Source organism: uncultured Sphingobacterium sp., from assembly GCF_964277905.1.
Lineage (GTDB): Bacteria > Bacteroidota > Bacteroidia > Sphingobacteriales > Sphingobacteriaceae > Sphingobacterium > Sphingobacterium siyangense.
On sequence record NZ_CAXYKD010000036.1, the window covers coordinates 1 to 19303 of the forward strand.

At 39.6% G+C, this 19303-nt stretch carries 15 protein-coding genes; 4 read left to right on the plus strand and 11 right to left on the minus strand.

Going from position 1 to position 19303, the window contains the following annotated elements:
* Positions 1 to 1321 precede the first annotated feature (1321 nt).
* The 5 genes from ACHWSC_RS16365 to spt are packed head-to-tail and all read right to left on the minus strand — an operon-like array spanning position 1322 to position 5743.
* Complete coding sequence (locus ACHWSC_RS16365; RefSeq protein ID WP_075994197.1) at positions 1322 to 1717, minus strand: GtrA family protein; 396 nt, start codon at positions 1715 to 1717, stop codon at positions 1322 to 1324.
* A gap of 2 nt (positions 1718 to 1719) precedes the next feature.
* Entirely contained in the window at positions 1720 to 2412 is a 693-nt protein-coding gene (locus tag ACHWSC_RS16370; protein WP_075994198.1) for a CDP-alcohol phosphatidyltransferase family protein, read from the minus strand.
* A gap of 9 nt (positions 2413 to 2421) precedes the next feature.
* Positions 2422 to 3414, minus strand: coding sequence for an NAD(P)-dependent oxidoreductase (locus tag ACHWSC_RS16375; protein ID WP_075994199.1), 993 nt, complete (start codon positions 3412 to 3414; stop codon positions 2422 to 2424).
* A complete protein-coding gene (locus ACHWSC_RS16380; RefSeq protein WP_070561222.1) occupies positions 3411 to 4532 on the minus strand; it encodes a hypothetical protein in 1122 nt (373 codons plus the stop codon). Before ACHWSC_RS16380 ends, ACHWSC_RS16375 begins: the two co-directional genes overlap by 4 nt.
* Before the next feature lie 11 nt (positions 4533 to 4543).
* Positions 4544 to 5743, minus strand: a complete 1200-nt coding sequence (gene spt, locus ACHWSC_RS16385; protein ID WP_120333715.1) for a serine palmitoyltransferase — start codon at positions 5741 to 5743, stop codon at positions 4544 to 4546.
* Between the two features lie 411 nt (positions 5744 to 6154).
* Between spt and smpB the strand changes: the two genes are divergently transcribed.
* Positions 6155 to 6610 (plus strand): SsrA-binding protein SmpB, encoded by a 456-nt coding sequence (gene smpB, locus ACHWSC_RS16390; protein ID WP_120333714.1) that lies wholly within the window; start codon positions 6155 to 6157, stop codon positions 6608 to 6610.
* A 1-nt stretch (position 6611) separates the two neighbouring features.
* Here smpB and ACHWSC_RS16395 read toward each other — a convergent pair whose 3' ends face one another.
* Positions 6612 to 7514 (minus strand): AraC family transcriptional regulator, encoded by a 903-nt coding sequence (locus ACHWSC_RS16395; protein ID WP_075994201.1) that lies wholly within the window; start codon positions 7512 to 7514, stop codon positions 6612 to 6614.
* A 174-nt stretch (positions 7515 to 7688) separates the two neighbouring features.
* On the opposite strand from ACHWSC_RS16395, the gene ACHWSC_RS16400 reads away from it, so the two are divergent.
* Both ACHWSC_RS16400 and ACHWSC_RS16405 read left to right on the plus strand, forming a co-directional pair.
* Positions 7689 to 9191 (plus strand): aldehyde dehydrogenase family protein, encoded by a 1503-nt coding sequence (locus ACHWSC_RS16400; protein ID WP_201667210.1) that lies wholly within the window; start codon positions 7689 to 7691, stop codon positions 9189 to 9191.
* A 119-nt stretch (positions 9192 to 9310) separates the two neighbouring features.
* Positions 9311 to 9685, plus strand: a complete 375-nt coding sequence (locus tag ACHWSC_RS16405; protein ID WP_046672734.1) for a DUF779 domain-containing protein — start codon at positions 9311 to 9313, stop codon at positions 9683 to 9685.
* A gap of 162 nt (positions 9686 to 9847) precedes the next feature.
* Here ACHWSC_RS16405 and ACHWSC_RS16410 read toward each other — a convergent pair whose 3' ends face one another.
* The 5 genes from ACHWSC_RS16410 to ACHWSC_RS16430 all read right to left on the minus strand — a co-directional run bounded on the left by ACHWSC_RS16410 (position 9848) and on the right by ACHWSC_RS16430 (position 16251).
* Positions 9848 to 10249 (minus strand): acyl-CoA thioesterase, encoded by a 402-nt coding sequence (locus ACHWSC_RS16410; protein WP_104383990.1) that lies wholly within the window; start codon positions 10247 to 10249, stop codon positions 9848 to 9850.
* Positions 10250 to 10317: 68 nt separating this feature from the next.
* Entirely contained in the window at positions 10318 to 12141 is a 1824-nt protein-coding gene (locus ACHWSC_RS16415) for a DNA mismatch repair protein MutS (protein ID WP_394677477.1), read from the minus strand.
* Between the two features lie 105 nt (positions 12142 to 12246).
* Positions 12247 to 12903: a protein-L-isoaspartate(D-aspartate) O-methyltransferase gene (locus tag ACHWSC_RS16420; protein ID WP_075994205.1), complete on the minus strand. Its 657-nt coding sequence runs from the start codon at positions 12901 to 12903 to the stop codon at positions 12247 to 12249.
* Between the two features lie 233 nt (positions 12904 to 13136).
* Positions 13137 to 15620 carry a primosomal protein N' gene (gene priA / locus ACHWSC_RS16425; RefSeq protein WP_394677478.1) on the minus strand — a complete coding sequence of 828 codons (2484 nt, stop codon included), beginning with the start codon at positions 15618 to 15620 and terminating at the stop codon, positions 13137 to 13139.
* Positions 15621 to 15861: 241 nt separating this feature from the next.
* Positions 15862 to 16251, minus strand: coding sequence for a DUF423 domain-containing protein (locus tag ACHWSC_RS16430; RefSeq protein ID WP_046672738.1), 390 nt, complete (start codon positions 16249 to 16251; stop codon positions 15862 to 15864).
* A 412-nt stretch (positions 16252 to 16663) separates the two neighbouring features.
* On the opposite strand from ACHWSC_RS16430, the gene ACHWSC_RS16435 reads away from it, so the two are divergent.
* On the plus strand, positions 16664 to 19303 hold the full coding sequence (locus ACHWSC_RS16435) for a hypothetical protein (protein ID WP_205400448.1): 2640 nt from the start codon (positions 16664 to 16666) through the stop codon (positions 19301 to 19303).

Sequence of the window (19303 nt, forward strand, 5' to 3'; positions counted from 1 at the left end):
GCCGCTAGCGTTCATCCTGAGCCAGGATCAAACTCTCCATTGTAAAATGAAGTTTTTGATTCCAACTATTTACATAATCAGAATTCTTTTTTTATATCTCTGATCTTGGATCGAATTGAACGAATTAATTGAATTTGTTCATGACTTTCGTTTGTCTACTCGTCACGCTTACATGATTGTGTTTTCTTAAAGAACTTTGTCGCTTCAACTTCCGTATCCGCTTTATTCCGATGGCATTGCGCCGTCTTTATCTTTTTTGTTTTTCCCTTCGTTTCCGTTGGGACTGCAAAGGTAGAAATCTTTTCTGAACTTCCAAAAACTTTTTGAAGTTTTTTTTCTTTTCTCTTTTTTCGATTTCCGCGTTTAAAATAAACCGGGCGGAATTTTAAATCCTGCCGAACTTCTCTTAAACCCTTCTTTTTTCATGATTCCTTCTTTCGAGGTAACCGTCCCTCCCTTGCGGAGTGGTGCAAAGATAGGGAGTTTTTACAATCACTTCCAAGCCTTTTGTTCTTATTTATTTCATTTTGCCCATAACTACCTGTAACGGTGCGAGATTCTTTTTGTAAAACAGGTGATCGGAAGGCTGGGATGGCTGATCCGACTGCCAGATTGGGCCAGATAGTGGCATCGGGCAACGAAAACATCCCGAATTGCACTTGCCGGATCTATCGCCCCACCGACGCAGCATAGCAAAGGGAGATCGGAAAACACAAACGTACCCGAACAGAGAACAACAGAGATCCGCAACGTTTAATACCATCGATATAATAGAAATAGGATGTAATGGGGAACCGCAACCGCAACGGAACAGAGGATGGCATGGCGACCTAAAGACTTCCCCAGGATTCTTTTTAGAATTTAAGCAAGGCTCCAGATCCTGTCATTTTGGTCCAGGGATTACTTATTGTAAACTTTGATCAACTTCTATTTTAGTATAGGGTTTACTTAGGGTTTAGTTAGGGTTAGTTTAGGTATAGCTTAGGTTATAGCTAAACTAACCCTAACTTAAAGCCAACTAAATACCAGTTAAAATCTAGCTTAAAGAATAACTAAATAAAAGCGAATAAATATAATCAACAAATAAGATAGTGACACGCTTCACCTCGGATTTGCCCCAGAGAAACAAAAAAAAACAGCGATTTGAAGGAATATAACAGAGATAAGACGCTAAAAAGCCCTTTTAGTCTAGAACAAGAGCTAAATTAACATCCTACAAAACCAAAACTTGGTAAGAAAAGAGTAAGAGAGATCAAAAGAATCGGAAAACAGAAAAGAAACTGAAACCAGCTAAAGCTGATTCGCAAAAAGAAGGAAATTACTATTTCTCCTCCGCTTTAAAAACCCAAAAACGTTGAAGTGTATAGTTGAAGCCCAAAGAAACGAGCAGCTCAACGACTAGTTTCGAGAACAAAAAGTTTAAATGATAAACATCCACCAGAAAATGAATTCCTGTAGACTTCAATGTAATACTACCACAGACGACAATCACAAATTTCCATAGCTGACTCCCAACGGACTTTTGCGTACTACCAAAGGACCAGTATCGATTGATCAAAAAATTAACAACAGCACCAAGGCTACCACTAATAGCATTAGAAAAAGGAGCACTGATATGAAGTAGCTTATAACAAGCAGAGTATACTCCAAAATCAAACAATCCGCCTAAAAAGGCGGAAAGTTGAGCTTTTAAAAAAGTAATAACTTTTGAAGACATCGTTAAATAGCCTCCTCCTGCTGTTTTTTCAATTTATCCTCTTTATCTTTTTCATCGCCTAATTTAAGAAGTAGACGTGTATCATTTGTATTAATTATAAAAAGTGCAATACAGATTACCAGTACACACCAATTAATAGATCCAGGCATTAAAACTTCGAAGAGCATAACCAATGAAATAATCACCCGAATTTCAGTAGGCCCCAAAATTCCGGCGTCAATCGTATACTTATCTGTAATTCTATACCTGAGCTGAGAAATGATCATTGCCCAGCCATATAATGCGACCAATGTAAATCCCAGATACTTAAAGTCACCCACGGTATACAGCACATATCCCAATCCGATAAAAACCGTACTGATCCAATCCATTACAATATCCAGCGCAAAACCGTACCAGCGACGGGATTTATTACGGTAGAATGCGATACGCCCATCTAATGAATCACCAAACCATTGTACAAAGAAACCAGGGATTCCTAAAAGTAAATAGCGAATATCAACATATTCAGCCAGTATAAAACTCCCCAATATCATTAATGAACCTAAAAATCCAATTGCCGTAAGTCCATCCGAAGTAATCCAATTGGGGATTCGAGGAACGAGGTACGAAATAAGTTTTTGTTCGGGTTCACTTAAGATATTTGTTCTCTTTCTATCCTGAAAAAGTTTTTTATTTATTTTTAACTCACTCATTATCTGCGATTATAGCCATTTATTTTCCTTATACCAAGCCAATGCCTCCATTAAGCCTTTCTTCAAATCATATTTAGGTTGGTATTGTAGCTGACGTTGAGCCGCCGAGATATCACAGCCCCAGTTTTCAGCTGTAAGTTCATTCAGCCGTTCCGGATATAGTACAGGTATTGCTTTAGAATTTTTATACAAACGTTCAAAAATAACCGCGATAGTCTTCACTACACCCAAAGGAATATGCATACGAATCATTTTCTTTTGACTAAACTCTTTGAAAAACCTAGCCAACTCATAACGCCCATATACCTGTCCATCGCTAAGGTTATACACCTGCTTTCCACCTTGGTCAAAACGACAGGCATGAATAATCGCCTGCACCAGGTCGGCAACATAAATAAAGCTAAGCTTTTGAGGAGAGCGACCAACATAAGCATCCAGGCCTCCGTTCATTGTTTTAAAAACAATAAAAATATCCTTTTCACGAGGGCCGTATACTGCAGTAGGGCGCAAAATCGTTAGTGGCTGATCTTTAAAATCATTCAACGCGAGCTCCGCTTTCCGCTTACTACGACCATATGCCGTAACAGGACGATAAGGGCTACTTTCATCAATAAGTTTAGCATCGTAGTCAACAGGACCGATCGCCGCAAGACTACTAACGAAAACAAATCTTTTGATGGGAGTTTTTAAAGAAAAACAAGCCGATGCCAAGTTTTTTGTATAACCAACATTGACCTTTTCTAGATCTTCTTCATGCTTGGCACGAGTCATTGCCGCAGCATGAACAACATAGGTATAGTTTTCCGCTTCCAGTAATTCTCTGATAGACTCTTCATCAGAGAAATCCGGATAAACAAATTTATCTACAACAGAGCGAATTTCTGAAACATCACTTGACTTCCTCACCGCGGCATGAACTTCCATCCCCGCCTCTTTCGCTGCTCTTGTCAAATGATAGCCTACAAAACCACTCGCTCCGGTGATTAATACTTTTTCTATCATAATGATTTTTGATACAAACGATAACGTTTGTACAATTCTCCATTCATTTGCTCAATAGCGTGGTTCATCATGTAATTATGCTCCAACATCCATGAACATTCGGCCCCCTTAATATTAGAATCTTTTGATTCTTTTATAATTCGGCCATACAAACATGCTTCAATACCAAGCTTACGGTAGTCTTCCAATACCCCTAACATGAGTACACGAAGCAAGTTGATTTTTTTCTTTCCAAATAACAATTTAAAAATACCCGTAGGAAGTAGACGTCCGCGCTTCACTTTGATAAGGATCTGATTGATATCTGGTATCCCTAGACCAAAGCCAACAAGCTCACCATCTTTCTCTGCAACGATAGCAAAACGAGGATCGAGAATCATTTTTAAATCTTTGGCCGTATAATTAAATTCGTCCTCTGTCATCGGAACAAAACCCGAATTTTTATCCCATGCTCTATTATAAATGTCACGAACTTTTGCTGCCTCGTTTTTAAAATCCTTCACATTGAATTGACGCAATGTAATGCCAGATCTTTTCAAACGCTCTTCCAGCCTATCCAAAAGCAAAACAGAACGCTTATCCGCAGACTTTTCCATAACCAAATAAGCTCTCAAATCCACTTTATGTCCATAGCCTGAATTGGTAATCAAGTCGATGTAATACGGTGAATTGTAGGGCATCATGGCCACTGGAGGCTTATCAAAACCATCAACCAATAAACCAACGGTATCATTGGTCGATAAATTGATAGGCCCAACGATCGTATCCCCTCCTTTAGCTTTAACCCATTTTTCTGCGGTCTCAAACAACGCGTTTGCGACTTCTTGATCATCTATACAATCGAAAAAACCCCACTGTCCTTCATTCACATGATTAAAGGCATTATGGTTGTTGTTCCAGATGGCACATATACGACCAACAATCTTATCGTTACGATAAGCTAGAAAAGGTTGTGCTTGGGAATGTTTATAAAAGGGATGCTTGTCAGGGGAAAGCAAATCGTTTTGTTCAAGAAATAAGGCAGGTACATAATTAGGATTTCCCTCATAGAGACTATGAGGGAAATCTATAAACAGCCGTCTTTGTTTCTTTGTTTCAACGGGTATAATCTGAATCATACGATTAGATTTTATATTAATGTTTCAACTTCAGCTAGTTTGAATACTTTAACCATCTTCTCAATAGCTTCGTCGATTTGGTCATAAGTATGTGTCGCCATCAATGAAAAACGAATCAAAGACTCTTCTGCAGGAACTGCTGGAGAAACAACTGGATTAACAAATACACCATCATCTTGGAGCATTTTAGTTACCCAGAACGTTTTTTCATTGCTACGAATAAAGATTGGTAAAATAGGACTTTCCGTAGCACCTAAATCAAACCCATGATCCAGTAATTGTGCTTTGGCATAATCTGTATTTTTCCATAATTTTTCAATATGCTCGGGCTCATTTTGAATAATTTCCAAAGCTTTCAATGTTGAAGCTACCGAAGCGGGAGTCATTGAAGCACTGAACATCACAGAGCGCGCATTATGTTTTAAGAAATCAATCACATCTGCATCACCAGCCACAAATCCACCTAAAGATGCTAACGATTTACTAAATGTACCCATAATCAAGTCTACATCGTCATTAAGCCCAAAATGAGAAGCTGTACCAGCTCCTTTGTGGCCAATAACACCTAAACTGTGTGCATCGTCAACCATTACAGCAGCATCAAACTCATTGGCAATCGATGTAAGCTCAGGCAAATTAACAATATCACCCTCCATACTAAAGATACCATCCGTACAAATTAACTTCGCACTATCTTCAGGTAGGCGTGATAACTTAGCACGTAAGTCCTCCATATTGTTATGACCGTATTTGATTACTTTGGAAAAAGACAAACGGCTACCATCAATAATTGACGCGTGGTCACGTTCATCCAACAAAATATAATCATTACGTCCCATTAAACATGACAAAGGACCTAGATTTGATTGGAATCCTGTACTAAAAAGAATCGCGGCTTCTTTACCTACATAAGCAGATAATTTTTCTTCCAGTTCCACGTGAATATCCAACGTACCGTTTAAGAAACGAGATCCAGCACATCCAGTACCATACTTTTCCAAAGCATCTTGCGCTGCCTTTATAATACGTGTATCAGTCGTTAACCCTAAATAAGAGTTAGAACCAAACATCAATACACGTCTACCATCGATTTTTACTTCGGTATCTTGTTTTGATTGAATAGGTCTAAAATAGGCATATAAGCCCTTAGCTTTCAACTCCTCAACAATCTTAAATTGCGATATTTTTTCGCCTAACTTTCCTTTACTCATGCGATAAAAAGGTATTTCTAAAACTATTTCTAACTTTTAGATGTTATTGTAACAAACAAAATTATCGAATTGGACTTTTATATAAAAAACTCGGTCTCCGACTAAAAATCTGCTAATATGCACAATGCAAGTTGAAATTCTACGTTGTATATATTCACAATAATTCCAAAAAACGTTGCAAACATACGAAAACATAATCTGACTTTCGCTTAAATTTAGTCATATTTTTAACACATCGCCCAAAACCGTTAATTTTATTTTAATACTCCGCTAACATCTGCCCACACAATTCTACTTTAAAATAAGACAATTTTAATAATTATATTTGCGAACTTTAAATTATCCTATAATTAGTTACATTTAGGTTCATTGCAATAGCAATGGTATAGACTTACTAATATACAACAATATATGGCTTTATCTTCAGATATCAATATAAAAAATAAAAAAGCTTCTTTTGAATACCACTTACTGGACAAGTACATTGCAGGAATTCGATTATTGGGTACAGAAATAAAATCCATACGCGAAGGAAAAGCAAATATTAACGATAGTTTCTGTAGTTTTTTTGAGGACGGATTATACATCCGTAACATGCACATTGCAGAATACTCCATGGGATCTTTTTATAACCATGAGGCAAAGCGCGACCGTCAACTACTGTTGACAAAAAGAGAATTAAAAAAGCTAAAAGAGAAGGGAGAAGAACGTGGCTTTACCATTGTACCCCTACGCATCTTTATCAGTTCCCGGGGGTTTGCCAAAGTTGAAATTGCCTTGGCACAGGGTAAAAAAGATTTTGACAAACGAGAAAACATTAAAGAAAAAGATATTAAACGAGAGCTTGATCGCGTGATGAAATTCTAGATTAACGCGCCAGGACAAATGCGCCTGGCGTCATTCCTACCCTGCTTTTAAAAAGCCGGACAAAGTAGTTGACATCATTAAATCCAGCCCCATAGCAAGACTCCTTTACATTCCGGGTGAGTAAAAGCATTTTTTTTGCCTTCTCGATACGCTGTTGGATCACATACTCCATCGGACTAAGTCCAAGTTCACGGTTAAACATCCGCGTAAGACTCGCTTTGCTCATGTGGGCAGTCCGCTCCAATAAACCAATTGAAATTTTCTCGGTAATATGTTTCTGAATAAATTCCTGCACATGTAACAGCACCTTGTTGGGCGACTTTCCAATTTTTAATGCAATCAGCGACTGTGACTGAAGTAGCCGAATCGTAAGCTCTTTAAAAGTCAAATCTGCAAGTACATCTTTCAACGGATTTTCGCTAATAATAATCTGAAACAACTTGTTCACCAGGTCGGCGAGCTCAGTCGAATTGTACAGATGAAAAAAATCCGGATCAAGCCGCCACTGACTAAATTGTTCTTTCGGATAAAACTCATTTAGATAGTCCAAGACTGCTGCTATCTTTTCTTTATGAATCGTTAAAGCGGTACACTGCGTGGGTTGGTCGAGGGTCGCTTCCGGAAAGTCAATATGCATAGCCACCGATGCAGGCAACACCATCATCTGACCGGGCAGATAGTCAAAAGCCTTTACATTCTCCAAATGCATGATCTTTTTACCTTGGATCATGTTAATCATAACCAAATCATCAAAACATAAAGGCACATGCTGCGATACCCGATATGTTTCGTAGATATTAAGCTCCAAGCTATCTAACGTAAATGCGCGTCGGTTCTCCACTAATGTGCTAAGCTCCCCTGCCCGCGAAAATGGCAATGTATGAATCAGCGTCCTATCTCCCATAGTGCAACAATTAAATATAATTGGCAGTCAATCAAATATAATAAAAAAAATAAATTGTAGCCGAAATTCATCTGCCACAATTGTGCTATGTTTTGGATCAATTCTGCTACGCTATTGAATAATTGCTGGCTAACTTTGATAAAAAGGGATTAAAAATAATTAATAATAAACCATATGAGCGCAATCAAAAGACCATCGTTCAAAGAACGATATGACAACTACATTGGTGGTAAATTTGTCGCACCAATTCAAGGAAAATACTTCGATAATATCTCGCCGGTAGACGGAAAAGTGTTTACTCAAGTTGCCCATTCAACAAAAGAAGATCTGGATCTCGCTGTCAACACTGCAGCCAAAGCTTTTGAAACCTGGGGAAAAACCTCCGCTACAGAACGAAGTATTATACTCAATAAAATTGCTGACCGCATTGAAGCTAATTTAGAATATATCGCAGCCGTTGAAACGATAGACAACGGAAAAGCTGTACGTGAAACACTCAATGCGGATATCCCATTAGCCATCGACCATTTTCGGTATTTTGCCGGTGTAATCCGTGCTGAAGAGGGGTCCATAAGCGAACTGGACAGCAATACGGTGTCGTTGATTGTACACGAACCAATCGGGGTTGTTGCACAGATTATTCCATGGAATTTCCCGATTCTGATGGCTGTATGGAAACTAGCTCCGGCCCTTGCTGCAGGGAATACTGTTGTGTTAAAACCTGCTGAAAGTACACCAGCATCTATTCTTATTCTTATGGAAATCATCGGTGATTTGATTCCCGCCGGAGTGGTCAATATCGTCAACGGTTTCGGCGCAGAGCTTGGTCGTTCCTTGGTCACCAATCCTAAGGTTTCCAAAGCAGCATTCACAGGTTCCACAGCAACAGGACGTTTGGTCATGCAATATGCGACTGAAAATATCATCCCGGTAACCCTAGAATTGGGAGGGAAATCGCCCAATATTTTCTTCAGTTCGGTAATGGATGCAGATGATGCATTTTTGGACAAAGCAGTTGAAGGGGCGGTATTATTCGCGCTCAACCAGGGCGAAATTTGCACCTGCCCCTCTCGCCTACTGATCCAGGAGGATATTTATGAAAAATTCATCGCTAAAGTGATCGATCGGGTTAATCAGATCAAAGTCGGGGATCCATTAGACCCAACAACAATGATGGGTGCTCAGGCATCGAAGATTCAAAAAGATAAGATCATGTCCTATATTAAACTTGGCAAAGAAGAAGGAGCCGAAGTATTGACTGGCGGAGATGAAAACAATGTTGGTGCTGGTTTTGAAGAAGGCTACTATATCAAACCCACCCTATTCAAAGGTGATAATAGCATGCGCATTTTCCAGGAAGAAATCTTCGGCCCCGTGCTTGCAGTGACCACGTTCAAAGACGAACAAGAAGCAATTGCCATCGCCAACGATACCATGTATGGTCTCGGAGCAGGTGTATGGACCCGAGATGCACATCAGCTTTATCAGGTTCCACGTGCCATACAAGCTGGACGTGTATGGGTAAATCAGTACCACTCCTACCCAGCTGGCGCTCCATTTGGCGGATACAAACAATCAGGAATTGGACGAGAAAACCATAAAATGATGCTTGCCCATTACAGACAGGCCAAGAATATGTTGATTTCCTACAGCAAAGAAAAACTTGGCTTCTTTTAACTGAAGCATACGGGTATACTTTTCGAACAGCTTGATGCCCGAGTCTAGGGGGAGCAAATGCTGCCCCTTCCGCTGAATTTCATATGAACCAACGCTAAAACACATAAACTGATTTCACCATGATTAATAGATTAGACATCACTGAAAAAGCAAGGGAGCTCATTCATGAACTTGAAGCAAAGCATGGTAAATTAATGTTTTATCAAGCCGGAGGCTGTTGCGAGGGTACGCAGCCACAGTGTTTTGAGGAAGGAGGGTATTTTCCGAGGACGAATGATGCCATGATCGGATTAGCTGAAGGATATGAATTTTGGGTGGATCGTGATCTCTTTGAATATTGGAAACATGCGCATTTCACCCTCGATGTACTGGATGGGTTTGGTCCCGGAGGATTCTCATTGGAAACGCCACTGGGTAAAACTTTCAAAGTTCATTATCGCCTATTTACAGCCGAAGAGCTTAATGACCTCAGCCCAATCAAACGAAACGAATAAAAAAAAGTATAAAACACCATAGAATCACAACGTTGTAGAGATGACCTATAAAATTCTGGATCACTCTCTCAAAGAAAAAAGGGGCGCAGATGCGTCCCTTTTTCGATGTTATAATTTTAAAAAATTCTCCCCCTGAGTTTCCGCATTCGGAATGCTAAAATTTTATTCAATATCCAAGCCTTCAAGGACTGGAATTGGCTGTTTGTTTTCATCTAGGGCAACAAATGTAAAAACACCCTCAATGGCCAGTTCTCTTCCCTCCTTGTACATATGTTCCAAAAATATCTCGACCTTCACCTTCAAGCTGGTCCGGCCTACATTCTGAACCCTTGCGATAGCTTCAATAATACTTCCCGAAGGAATTGCCTTATTGAAGTCTATACGATCTGTCGACACAGTCACCAACGTTTTGCGGCAAAATCGTGTTGCAGCCATAAACGATACTTCGTCCATAATGGACATCGCCTTGCCGCCGAATAAAGTATCGTGATGATTCGTCAAAAACGGAAACACGGTCGTGCAGACGTGTGTTTCTGATAAATCAATACGTTCTTGTAAAGTCATTTATTTTTTTATTAAGTGGATTTAAGAGGAGACAAATGTAAACCAATCTAGCTCCAGTTCCGTCATTTTTATTCCATATTTTCGTCGATATCCACTCCTATACCTTTTAATAAAAGCGAAGCATTGAATATTTTACATTCTCCTATCTTCAGCTTATAATCAAACAGCATCTGACCCTCGTCAACACGAATGTCAAAATGATAATTTTTGATATCTCCCGGAAATTCCTCTTGTAAACTGGACAGCTGTAAGTCATGTGTAGCCACCATACCTTTACCATCCAATCGAACCAGTTTCTTTATAATTGCACGGGAGCCCAGATATTTGTCGACAGAATTTGTCCCACGAAGCATCTCATCGATTAGAAAAAAACTATCGCTATGTGCTGAAACTGTATCCAATATAAATTTCATCCGATTCAATTCAGCTTTAAAAGTCGACGTACTTTCATTCAAATTATCCTTGATTCGCATATAGGATATCAGTTTATAAATCGGGAGCTGAAAAGAAGCTGCAGCAACCGCAGCTCCGGCATATGCCAAAATTGCATTAATACCAACTGTCCGCAGAAACGTACTCTTTCCAGCCATATTTGAACCTGTCACCAAAGCAACTCGATGATCTATACTACTGTAATCATTGGCGACGACCTGATTGCTTGGAATCAATGGATGATATACCCCTTGCGCGTCAATCTTATTTTTCAGTGGGTTATCCAAAATTAATGGATAAATGTACGACGAATGGTTTCTCTTCCAAATAGCAAGGCTAGTTACAGCCTCAACCTTAGCTAAGGTATCGAATGAATTTAGAATCTCGTGTTCGTACTTATTCTTCCAGTCAACAATAGCCAATACTTGTCTAAAATCCCAAAGCAAAAACAGGTTTAGAAATATCCCGACAAAGACATTATTCCGGGCGTCCAAATTGTTAATAAGACCAGCGAGTTTTTTAAAGGCAAGGGAAATGGATGCTGTACCCTGGTTTTGTTTAAGCTCTCCCGCGATCTCCTGCATAGCAATAGACTTCCATGCATGGTCTTCAATAGATTGAATCGCATCTGCGTATGAGCCCAGCACGCCACCTATCTTGTCTATTCGAGAGGAGAACATGCTAACACTTCCCGCTTTGGCCAAGGCCCAAAGAATATGAAATAGCCCTATCAATGTTGCCACCCCAGCCAATTTTGGCACGAAAAAACTGCCGACTAAAGCGACCAAAAATAAAACGGGCCCAACTTTGAGATAGACTCGCATGAAGGCATTTCCGAACTGAAAATTTCGGTCTTGAAAGTAATTTATCAAAAATGCTTTGATATCCAATTTATGGTTCAGATTGGCCAAAAGCTTTGCCTGAAAATCCCATATCCATTCCGATTCATTTTCAAGTTCCTGGGAAGCTTCTTGATTGCGTTGAATTTGATGGCTTTGGAGAGGTGCATCAAGCCAAGAAGCCAAAAGATCAATTCCCTGTTTGGTAGTTGCCCGATTTATCTGCGCAAATAAGGAGTATGTTCCAAAGACATCCATATCGGAGCTATAAGGATGAACTCCGTTTTCGAAATGCTGGCCATGATCATACATATTTAATTTTCCGTCTGCCAGGGCCTGTTCATTTGCCAAAACTTTCAGATAGGCTTCAAAATAGTTCTTCTGAAGCTCTAGCTGGCTCTGCTTCCGCACGAGATAGGCGAATAGGAACAATAATGCAAAAAAACAGAAAAAAACCAGCGGAAGGCTTTCCAGTTGAAAGGTATAAAATAATAACGCTCCGCCACCGAGTATCACAAATAGCCGCGACAAGCTGAGCGTATTGACTTGTTTATTTAATTTGAGGACAGTTAAAGCGATTTCGCGATGCTTCTGGTCATATAATATTGCAGTTGGGGTCATAAGGTGAATATTTATTCTTTCACGTTCATTTCAATTTAATCATGGATGTTTTGGTTTCGCTTAAAGGCCTTGGAGGAAGTCTTTTAAGCTGGTTGAATGGATATCCTACCAGGCTTGATCACCCACCAAAGGCACAAAACGAAAAGTATCCAATTCGATACGGTCAAAATCATTTTCACCCACACGAATAATCGTCATCATCTTTTGCGATTTTTCGTCTCCTACAGGGATTACAAAAATTCCGCCCATTTTCAGCTGCTTTAACATAACCTCTGGCACGAATGGCGCACCTGCAGTTACAATAATCTTGTCATAAGGAGCGTGCTCTTCAATTCCCTTGGAGCCATCGCCCAAAAAGAAATTCGGTTTATAGCCCATGTACGGCAACACTTGAATGGTTCTTTGATATAGGTTTTCCTGACGTTCGATGGTATACACGTCTGCGCCAAGTTCCAATAAGATACAGGTTTGGTATCCAGATCCCGTACCAATTTCCAGTACTTTATCTCCTTTTTTGACGTGAAGCAGTTCCGATTGATAGGCGACGGTATACGGCTGTGAAATTGTTTGCCCGTCACCTATTGGAAAAGCAATATCCCGATAGGCCTGATTCCAGAATGTTTCATCAAAAAAATAGTGACGTGGTACCTTGCCAATGGCATCTAATACTTTCTGGTCCGCAATCCCCCGGCTTTTAAGATGTTCAACCAATTTCTTACGAGCACCTTTCTCTCGATAATTATCAATAAACTTGTACGCCATGATGTTTCAAATTTACCTTTTAAAAGGCACATTAAGCAGAATTAATCACAAATAATTCAATACCAATACAGTACACATTTTCAAGTCAATTTGCTTTATTTTCCAAATCATCTGTCCTTATGCCCAATCTACGCTGACCTCTTGAATTTGGCCGCGAAGAAAACGATAAGCACAAGTAATTTAACTTTACCTAAAACGCTCGTTTTTACAAGCTAATGGGGCAATAGCTGTCACTAATATGGATCTACATCAACCTGAACGCGTACACCAGCATTGGCTTTATCTATTTCAAAATCCAGGAGAACCGAGCGGATCAATTCCTTAACCTTCGCAATACTAATATTTGTGCGTTCAATCTTCAAGGTAATGGTCTGGATAAAATTATTCCGCACGCGTGAAACTAATGGCGGCTCCGGCCCCAATACCCTTGCACCCAATTGTTGACGCAGCGCCGAAGCAAAACGATTGGCCGAATCATAGCATTTCTGAAAATCCGCATGTTTAATATCAATCCGAATAAGCCGGTAGAAAGGAGGATAAAGATAGTTTTTTCGTTCTGTAATTTCCGTCATAAACATCCCTTCATAATCGTTATTGACCACCTGTTCTAACACCCGATGATTCGTGGTGTAGCTTTGGATGATCACTTTTCCGCCTGCTTCACGCCGACCTGCGCGTCCTGCTACCTGGGAAAATAACGAAAAAGATCGTTCATACGAACGGAAATCCGGAAAGTTAATGATCGTATCTGCATTGACAACACCGATGAGGCTTACTCTTCCGAAATCGAGCCCCTTAGCAACCATTTGCGTTCCAATAAGAACATCAAATTCATGCTCATCAAAAGCCGTGATAATTTTGTCGAAACCATATTTACCTTTTGTGGAATCCAGATCCAACCGACCGATGCGAATTTCGGGCATCAGGATTTCAAGTTCTTCCTCTACCCTTTCTGTACCGAACCCTTTACTCTCGATATGTGGCATTCCACAGGCCGGGCAAACACGAAGTGGAGGCTCCACATGACCACAATAATGGCAATGCATCATATTAGAGCTCTTGTGATAGGTTAGGCTGACATCACAATTGACACATTTTGCAACGAATCCACAGGTATTACATTGGATCATTGTCGTGTGCCCACGTCTATTTTGAAATAATATAACCTGCTCTTTATTTTTTACGGCTTCTTCAATTGCTTTTAACAAGGTGCCAGAAAAATAGGAAAACATATTTTCTTTTCTTCCTTCTTCGGGAATATTCACCAACTCAATACTTGGCAATTGTGCGTTGCCATAACGCTCAAGCAGTTGCACAAAACCATACTTCTTAGCCTTAGCATTGTAATAACTTTCCAAAGAAGGCGTCGCTGATCCCAATAGCACTTTGGTCTGATGTAGAAATCCGAGGTAAATAGCCGTATCACGGGCATGGTAACGTGGGGCTGGATCAAACTGTTTATAGGAGCTTTCGTGCTCTTCATCAACGATGATAATCCCTAAATCCTGAAAGGGCAGAAAAACTGAAGAACGAGCTCCAATCACGACCTGAAATTCATTTTTCATTACTTTATGCCATACCTCGGCACGTTCATTATCATTAAACTTAGAGTGGTACACCCCCAATTTATCGCCGAAGTGCAGCTTTAAGCGCGCCGTAATCTGTGCTGTCAGCGCAATCTCAGGCAGTAGATAGAGGGCTGATTTTCCTGCTGCGATTGCTTGTTCGATAAGTCGTATATAAATCTGTGTTTTTCCCGAAGCAGTAACACCATGTAACAGGGTAACTTCCTTCTCTTCAAACGACTCTTGTATTTCAGTATAGGCCCTTTGCTGGTTTTCATTAAATTGAAAATTGGCATCCAATTCGATATCTTCCCCCTGGAACCGGGATACAACCTTTTCCTTTATTTCAAAAACACCTTTGTCAATCAAGGCCGTAATAGCACCGTTACCACAGCCCGAGGCCTCAGCCAACATGGGCCGCGTGATTTCCTCCGTTTTTTTGACCAGCTGCATAAATGCCAATACCGCATCTTGTTGTTTTGGCGCACGGTTTAAGCTATCCAATAATTCTCTTTTTGCATCTTCATTTCTAAAGTCGGGAGCAAAACGTAAAAATGCTTTAGTCTTGGGTTTATATCTTTCTGTAATCTCTTCAGAAATCAAAACAATTCCTTTGTCAAATAATTGCTTCAATATGGGGAAGACTGTTTTTTGTCCCAGCAATTTCACAATATCACTGACTTTAAGTTCTCCCGCCACCTCCAAAGCCTCTATAATCAGATACTCCTTATCTGAAAGTGTAGAACGGTCAAAATCTGCCGCAATCGATGAAACGACTTTGGTCTCACTGGCCAGCTTCAATGCCGAAGGCAGCGCAGCCTGCATGACTTCGCCTAAACTACACATGTAATAATCGGCTAGCCAATCCCAAAGTTTAAACTGAGCCAAATTGACAATGGGTTTGTCATCAATGATGTCCAAAATATACTTTGCCTCATAATGCTTTGGTGCTTCCTGACTAATTGACTTCACAACCGCAGAATAGATCTTATTCTTTCCAAATTGCACAATGACACGTACACCGACCTGCACACGATCATTCCAGTCAATCGGAATACGATAAGTATATGTTCTTGCCAATGCTAGTGGTAGGACCACATCAACAAACAGCGTATCTCTTTCACTAAAAATCGTAGATTGTGGATTGGACATAAATTCAAATTATGGTATAAAAGTACAAAAAAACCTTCAGGAAAAGAGGTCAAACGACCCCGGCGATACATAAAACCGACAATGCCCATGCGGGCTCAAAGCGATATCGGAGTAAAAAAAACAAGAGATCATAGGTCAGTCAATTGCAACCTAAAAAAGCCTTCCTGAAATCTATTCAAGAAGGCTCCGTTATAATTAGATACGAATATGATTTCGTATGAACATAGGCAATTAAATAGGATTACGATTTATTTTTTAGTGCAGCAATAAATAATGCAACCCAGCCAACGATTAACGACAATCCTCCCAAAGGGGTGATAGGTCCTAAAATAGACGGATTTCCAAAGCCGGTTATTTCGCGCACGCTTAAGACATATAACGATCCCGAGAAAAAAAGTATACCAATGAGGAAAGCTATAAATGACACTTTAATGGAGTACGTCTTTGCTCGCGAAAAAGTGGATAAAAATAACAGGGCGAAGGTATGATAGAAATGATACTGATTTGCAGTTTTCCAAGTTTCAATATGATATGTACTTACCTTTCCTTCTAGACCATGAGCACCAAAGGCGCCTAATATTACAGCTAATGCTCCCAACAACGAAGCGGCTAAAATGATTTTCTTATTCATTATGTTAAAGTGAATGCTGAAAATGAGTTTCTAGCGATAAATGTATTAAAAACAGAGCAAAATAAGGAATTTTTTGTTAAATTTATATTACAAAGGCGCATTATAGGAACGATTTTCTATCTCTTCCCATATATTTTTATTAGGTTTGTTTTACGTATGAATCATCATGAGCATCGTGCAGCTCACCGGGATCTTGAACGAGGTGCAAGATTTGTATATCCTTGATAGACATCTGCCGCATGATGGCTTCATCACCATTAAAAAAACAAGTTTAGTGTACTTATTCTGCTGACAAGAAAATGAGTACCTCATAAATAGCTGTTCTGCTAAAACTGGATTTTTAATCGCATCGACCAGCGTGGTACTGACGATTTATTCGAGTTCTTATCAGGCATTGAAAAAAATAAAAAGGATGAAAAAAACAATCATCATCACTGTTATATTATTCATCGCGGTCATCGCGGCCACGATCTATCTTTTTGGAGACTTCAATAAAAACAATAAACAAGATTCTAAAGCTTTACAATATCTTCCTGAAAGTACATTAGCTATTGCCTCCTTTGCCAATGATCAGACTGTAGATACGATCTTCAACGACTATGAGCTCTTTAAAGCCATTATAGGTCAACGCAATTTCGGCAACCTGGAGCGTCTTAAAGACGAATTATTACGTAATGAACAGTTTGTACCTCTTGTAGCGGGGCAGCAAATATTACTCTCTTTTCACCAGGAAAAAGACCAGATTACGCCATTATATAGCGTTCAGGTTGGTCAAAGCATTGATAATAACTCGCTGGCAACATTACTTGGAAACGTCGGTAAAAACTACAAAATACAACCTTTTGACACCTTAGGGCAACGATTTTATGGGCTTAATCAAGGCACTAAGGATAGTACACTTTATTGTGCCTATTCTCACGAAATCATTTTCGCTAGCTATTCCAAACAGGTACTCTCCCAGATTTTTGATAAACAGGTTAAGAAAATAAGTACCAAACAAATCGAGTTCTTTGTAAACCATAACAATAAAAACACACCGCTTAGTCTCTATTTTTTCAATGAACAATTGTCGCAAATTGCTCGAATATTGATGAAATCTAAATTTGGCACTTATCTCAACTTAATCGATTCGCTGAAGGGCCAAACGTCCTGGAATATGAATTTCAAAAAAGACGCTTTTATTTTTAAGGGTGAAACAGATCTCTCGGCGAGCAAAAATAGTTACCTACAGTTATTTGCCACGCAGACAGCTCAAGTGCAAGCTCTGGGGAATTATCTGCCTAAAAATGCTGCATCTTATATAGACTTTAGTATTTCAGATCCCCATAGTTTTCGCAGTGGACTGAAAGCCTTGTTGGTACAGCAAAAAGAAGATGCTCGATTGGCTAAAAGTATAAAGAACTTTGAAGAAGACAGCAAAGTATCATTTGACAGTATCATCGCGCCAATTTTCAACGATGAATTTGCGCTTGCGGAATTAGATAATCAGGATGCGATAGGTTTGATCAGCATTTCGGATTCAACGCTATTTGCTGATAATCTCAAGAAATTCAGTTCGTCTGTAGGTGATTCAATCTATCAATTTAAATATTCGAATCTCTTACATGCGCTATTTGGAGAACCTTTCAAAAGCTTTACCCGCCCCTATTTTACCATTGTAGATAACATTATGGTGGTCGCTACACGGACGGGTATCTTGAGAGATTATCGGGAATCTTTCCGGGAAAAGCAATTTCTTTCCGGAACGGCTATTTTCAAAAATCATGCAGCATTGCAGAATAGCCGCAGCAATGTGACTTTCTATTTAGAACCTAAAGCTGGTAAAAGCAATATTCTAGATAACTTAAAAGCTGACTTTGCAAAGAACTTTAAAGATGAGGATGAATATGGCTTTCAAAATTTCTACTCCTGGTCTTACCAGTTGAGTGGCAATCAGGGCACATTTTCGTCCAGTTTATATGCCCTCTTTAAGAGTGATACGAGATTAGGCGGCAAACCAGAATGGACAGTCCAGCTGGAGAACCGAATTATCAATAAACCTTGGATTTTCGATCAAGATGGGAAGAACAAGTTTATCCTGATTCAAGAACAAGATCACACGGTACATGCATTTTCGCCGGATGGAAAAGAACTCTGGCAAAACCTCTTCCAAGGTGAAATTTTGGGCGAGCCAATGCAGTTACAGGATCTCAGTATTGTCGCCGTCACAAAAAACCGTTTATATCGCTTTATGCCCGATGGTAAAAACAGAACTGGCTTCTCCGTTGAACTTCCATACTCGGCAACTTACGGGGCTACAATCGCCACCTTCAATAAAGAACAACGTATTTACATTCCGGCAACAGACCGCATTCTTGCGTATACCCTGGATGGCAAAAAAGTGGAGGGCTTTGAAAATAATAGCGTGGATGGTCGAATTTTATTCGATCTAAAAACAACCAGCCTGGGACAGACAAATTATATTATTGCCGGTACAAGCACTGCTTCCGTGTATTTCTTTGATCAAAATGGTAAGATCATCCGTAAAAAAACAATGGATACCGATGGGGAAAGTGTTAAAAATCCAATTGGTTTAGTTGCGGCGTCGGATGAAAAGAACTCCTTCATTTACTTGGCAAACAATAAAGGCAGCGTATTCAAAATTCCTTTCGAAGGCGAAACAAAAAAAATAAAACTAGGTGATTGGGGTAAAGATGCGTTCTTTAATTTTGAAGATATTAGCGGTGGTGCTGACAGAGATTTTGTTATTCTAGCCAACAACAAACTGAATGCCTACAGTTCAAGAGACTCGTCTTCCTACTTTGAATATAAATTCATCGAAGAGGCCAGTAACAGACCGTTGTTTTTTAAACGAATAGGTAAATCTGATATCATAGGTGTTGGAACCGACAACCGCATGATTTATGTTTTCGGATCTGATGGCTTGGTCCAGGAGGGATTCCCTGTAGAAGGTTTTTCAAAGTTCTATTATGGACCGATTAACTATGGCGACAATGCCAATTATTTAATCTGCATGAAGCGGGATTTCAAGATCTATGTATATAAGTTTTAA

Bases quoted from the DNA above. Each gene is read 5' to 3' on its own strand.
- ACHWSC_RS16365 (WP_075994197.1), bottom strand. From the start codon at position 1,717: ATGTCTTCAAAAGTTATTACTTTTTTAAAAGCTCAACTTTCCGCCTTT.
- ACHWSC_RS16370 (WP_075994198.1), bottom strand. From the start codon at position 2,412: ATGAGTGAGTTAAAAATAAATAAAAAACTTTTTCAGGATAGAAAGAGA.
- ACHWSC_RS16375 (WP_075994199.1), bottom strand. From the start codon at position 3,414: ATGATAGAAAAAGTATTAATCACCGGAGCGAGTGGTTTTGTAGGCTAT.
- ACHWSC_RS16380 (WP_070561222.1), bottom strand. From the start codon at position 4,532: ATGATTCAGATTATACCCGTTGAAACAAAGAAACAAAGACGGCTGTTT.
- spt (WP_120333715.1), bottom strand. From the start codon at position 5,743: ATGAGTAAAGGAAAGTTAGGCGAAAAAATATCGCAATTTAAGATTGTT.
- smpB (WP_120333714.1), top strand. From the start codon at position 6,155: ATGGCTTTATCTTCAGATATCAATATAAAAAATAAAAAAGCTTCTTTT.
- ACHWSC_RS16395 (WP_075994201.1), bottom strand. From the start codon at position 7,514: ATGGGAGATAGGACGCTGATTCATACATTGCCATTTTCGCGGGCAGGG.
- ACHWSC_RS16400 (WP_201667210.1), top strand. From the start codon at position 7,689: ATGAGCGCAATCAAAAGACCATCGTTCAAAGAACGATATGACAACTAC.
- ACHWSC_RS16405 (WP_046672734.1), top strand. From the start codon at position 9,311: ATGATTAATAGATTAGACATCACTGAAAAAGCAAGGGAGCTCATTCAT.
- ACHWSC_RS16410 (WP_104383990.1), bottom strand. From the start codon at position 10,249: ATGACTTTACAAGAACGTATTGATTTATCAGAAACACACGTCTGCACG.
- ACHWSC_RS16415 (WP_394677477.1), bottom strand. From the start codon at position 12,141: ATGACCCCAACTGCAATATTATATGACCAGAAGCATCGCGAAATCGCT.
- ACHWSC_RS16420 (WP_075994205.1), bottom strand. From the start codon at position 12,903: ATGGCGTACAAGTTTATTGATAATTATCGAGAGAAAGGTGCTCGTAAG.
- priA (WP_394677478.1), bottom strand. From the start codon at position 15,620: ATGTCCAATCCACAATCTACGATTTTTAGTGAAAGAGATACGCTGTTT.
- ACHWSC_RS16430 (WP_046672738.1), bottom strand. From the start codon at position 16,251: ATGAATAAGAAAATCATTTTAGCCGCTTCGTTGTTGGGAGCATTAGCT.
- ACHWSC_RS16435 (WP_205400448.1), top strand. From the start codon at position 16,664: ATGAAAAAAACAATCATCATCACTGTTATATTATTCATCGCGGTCATC.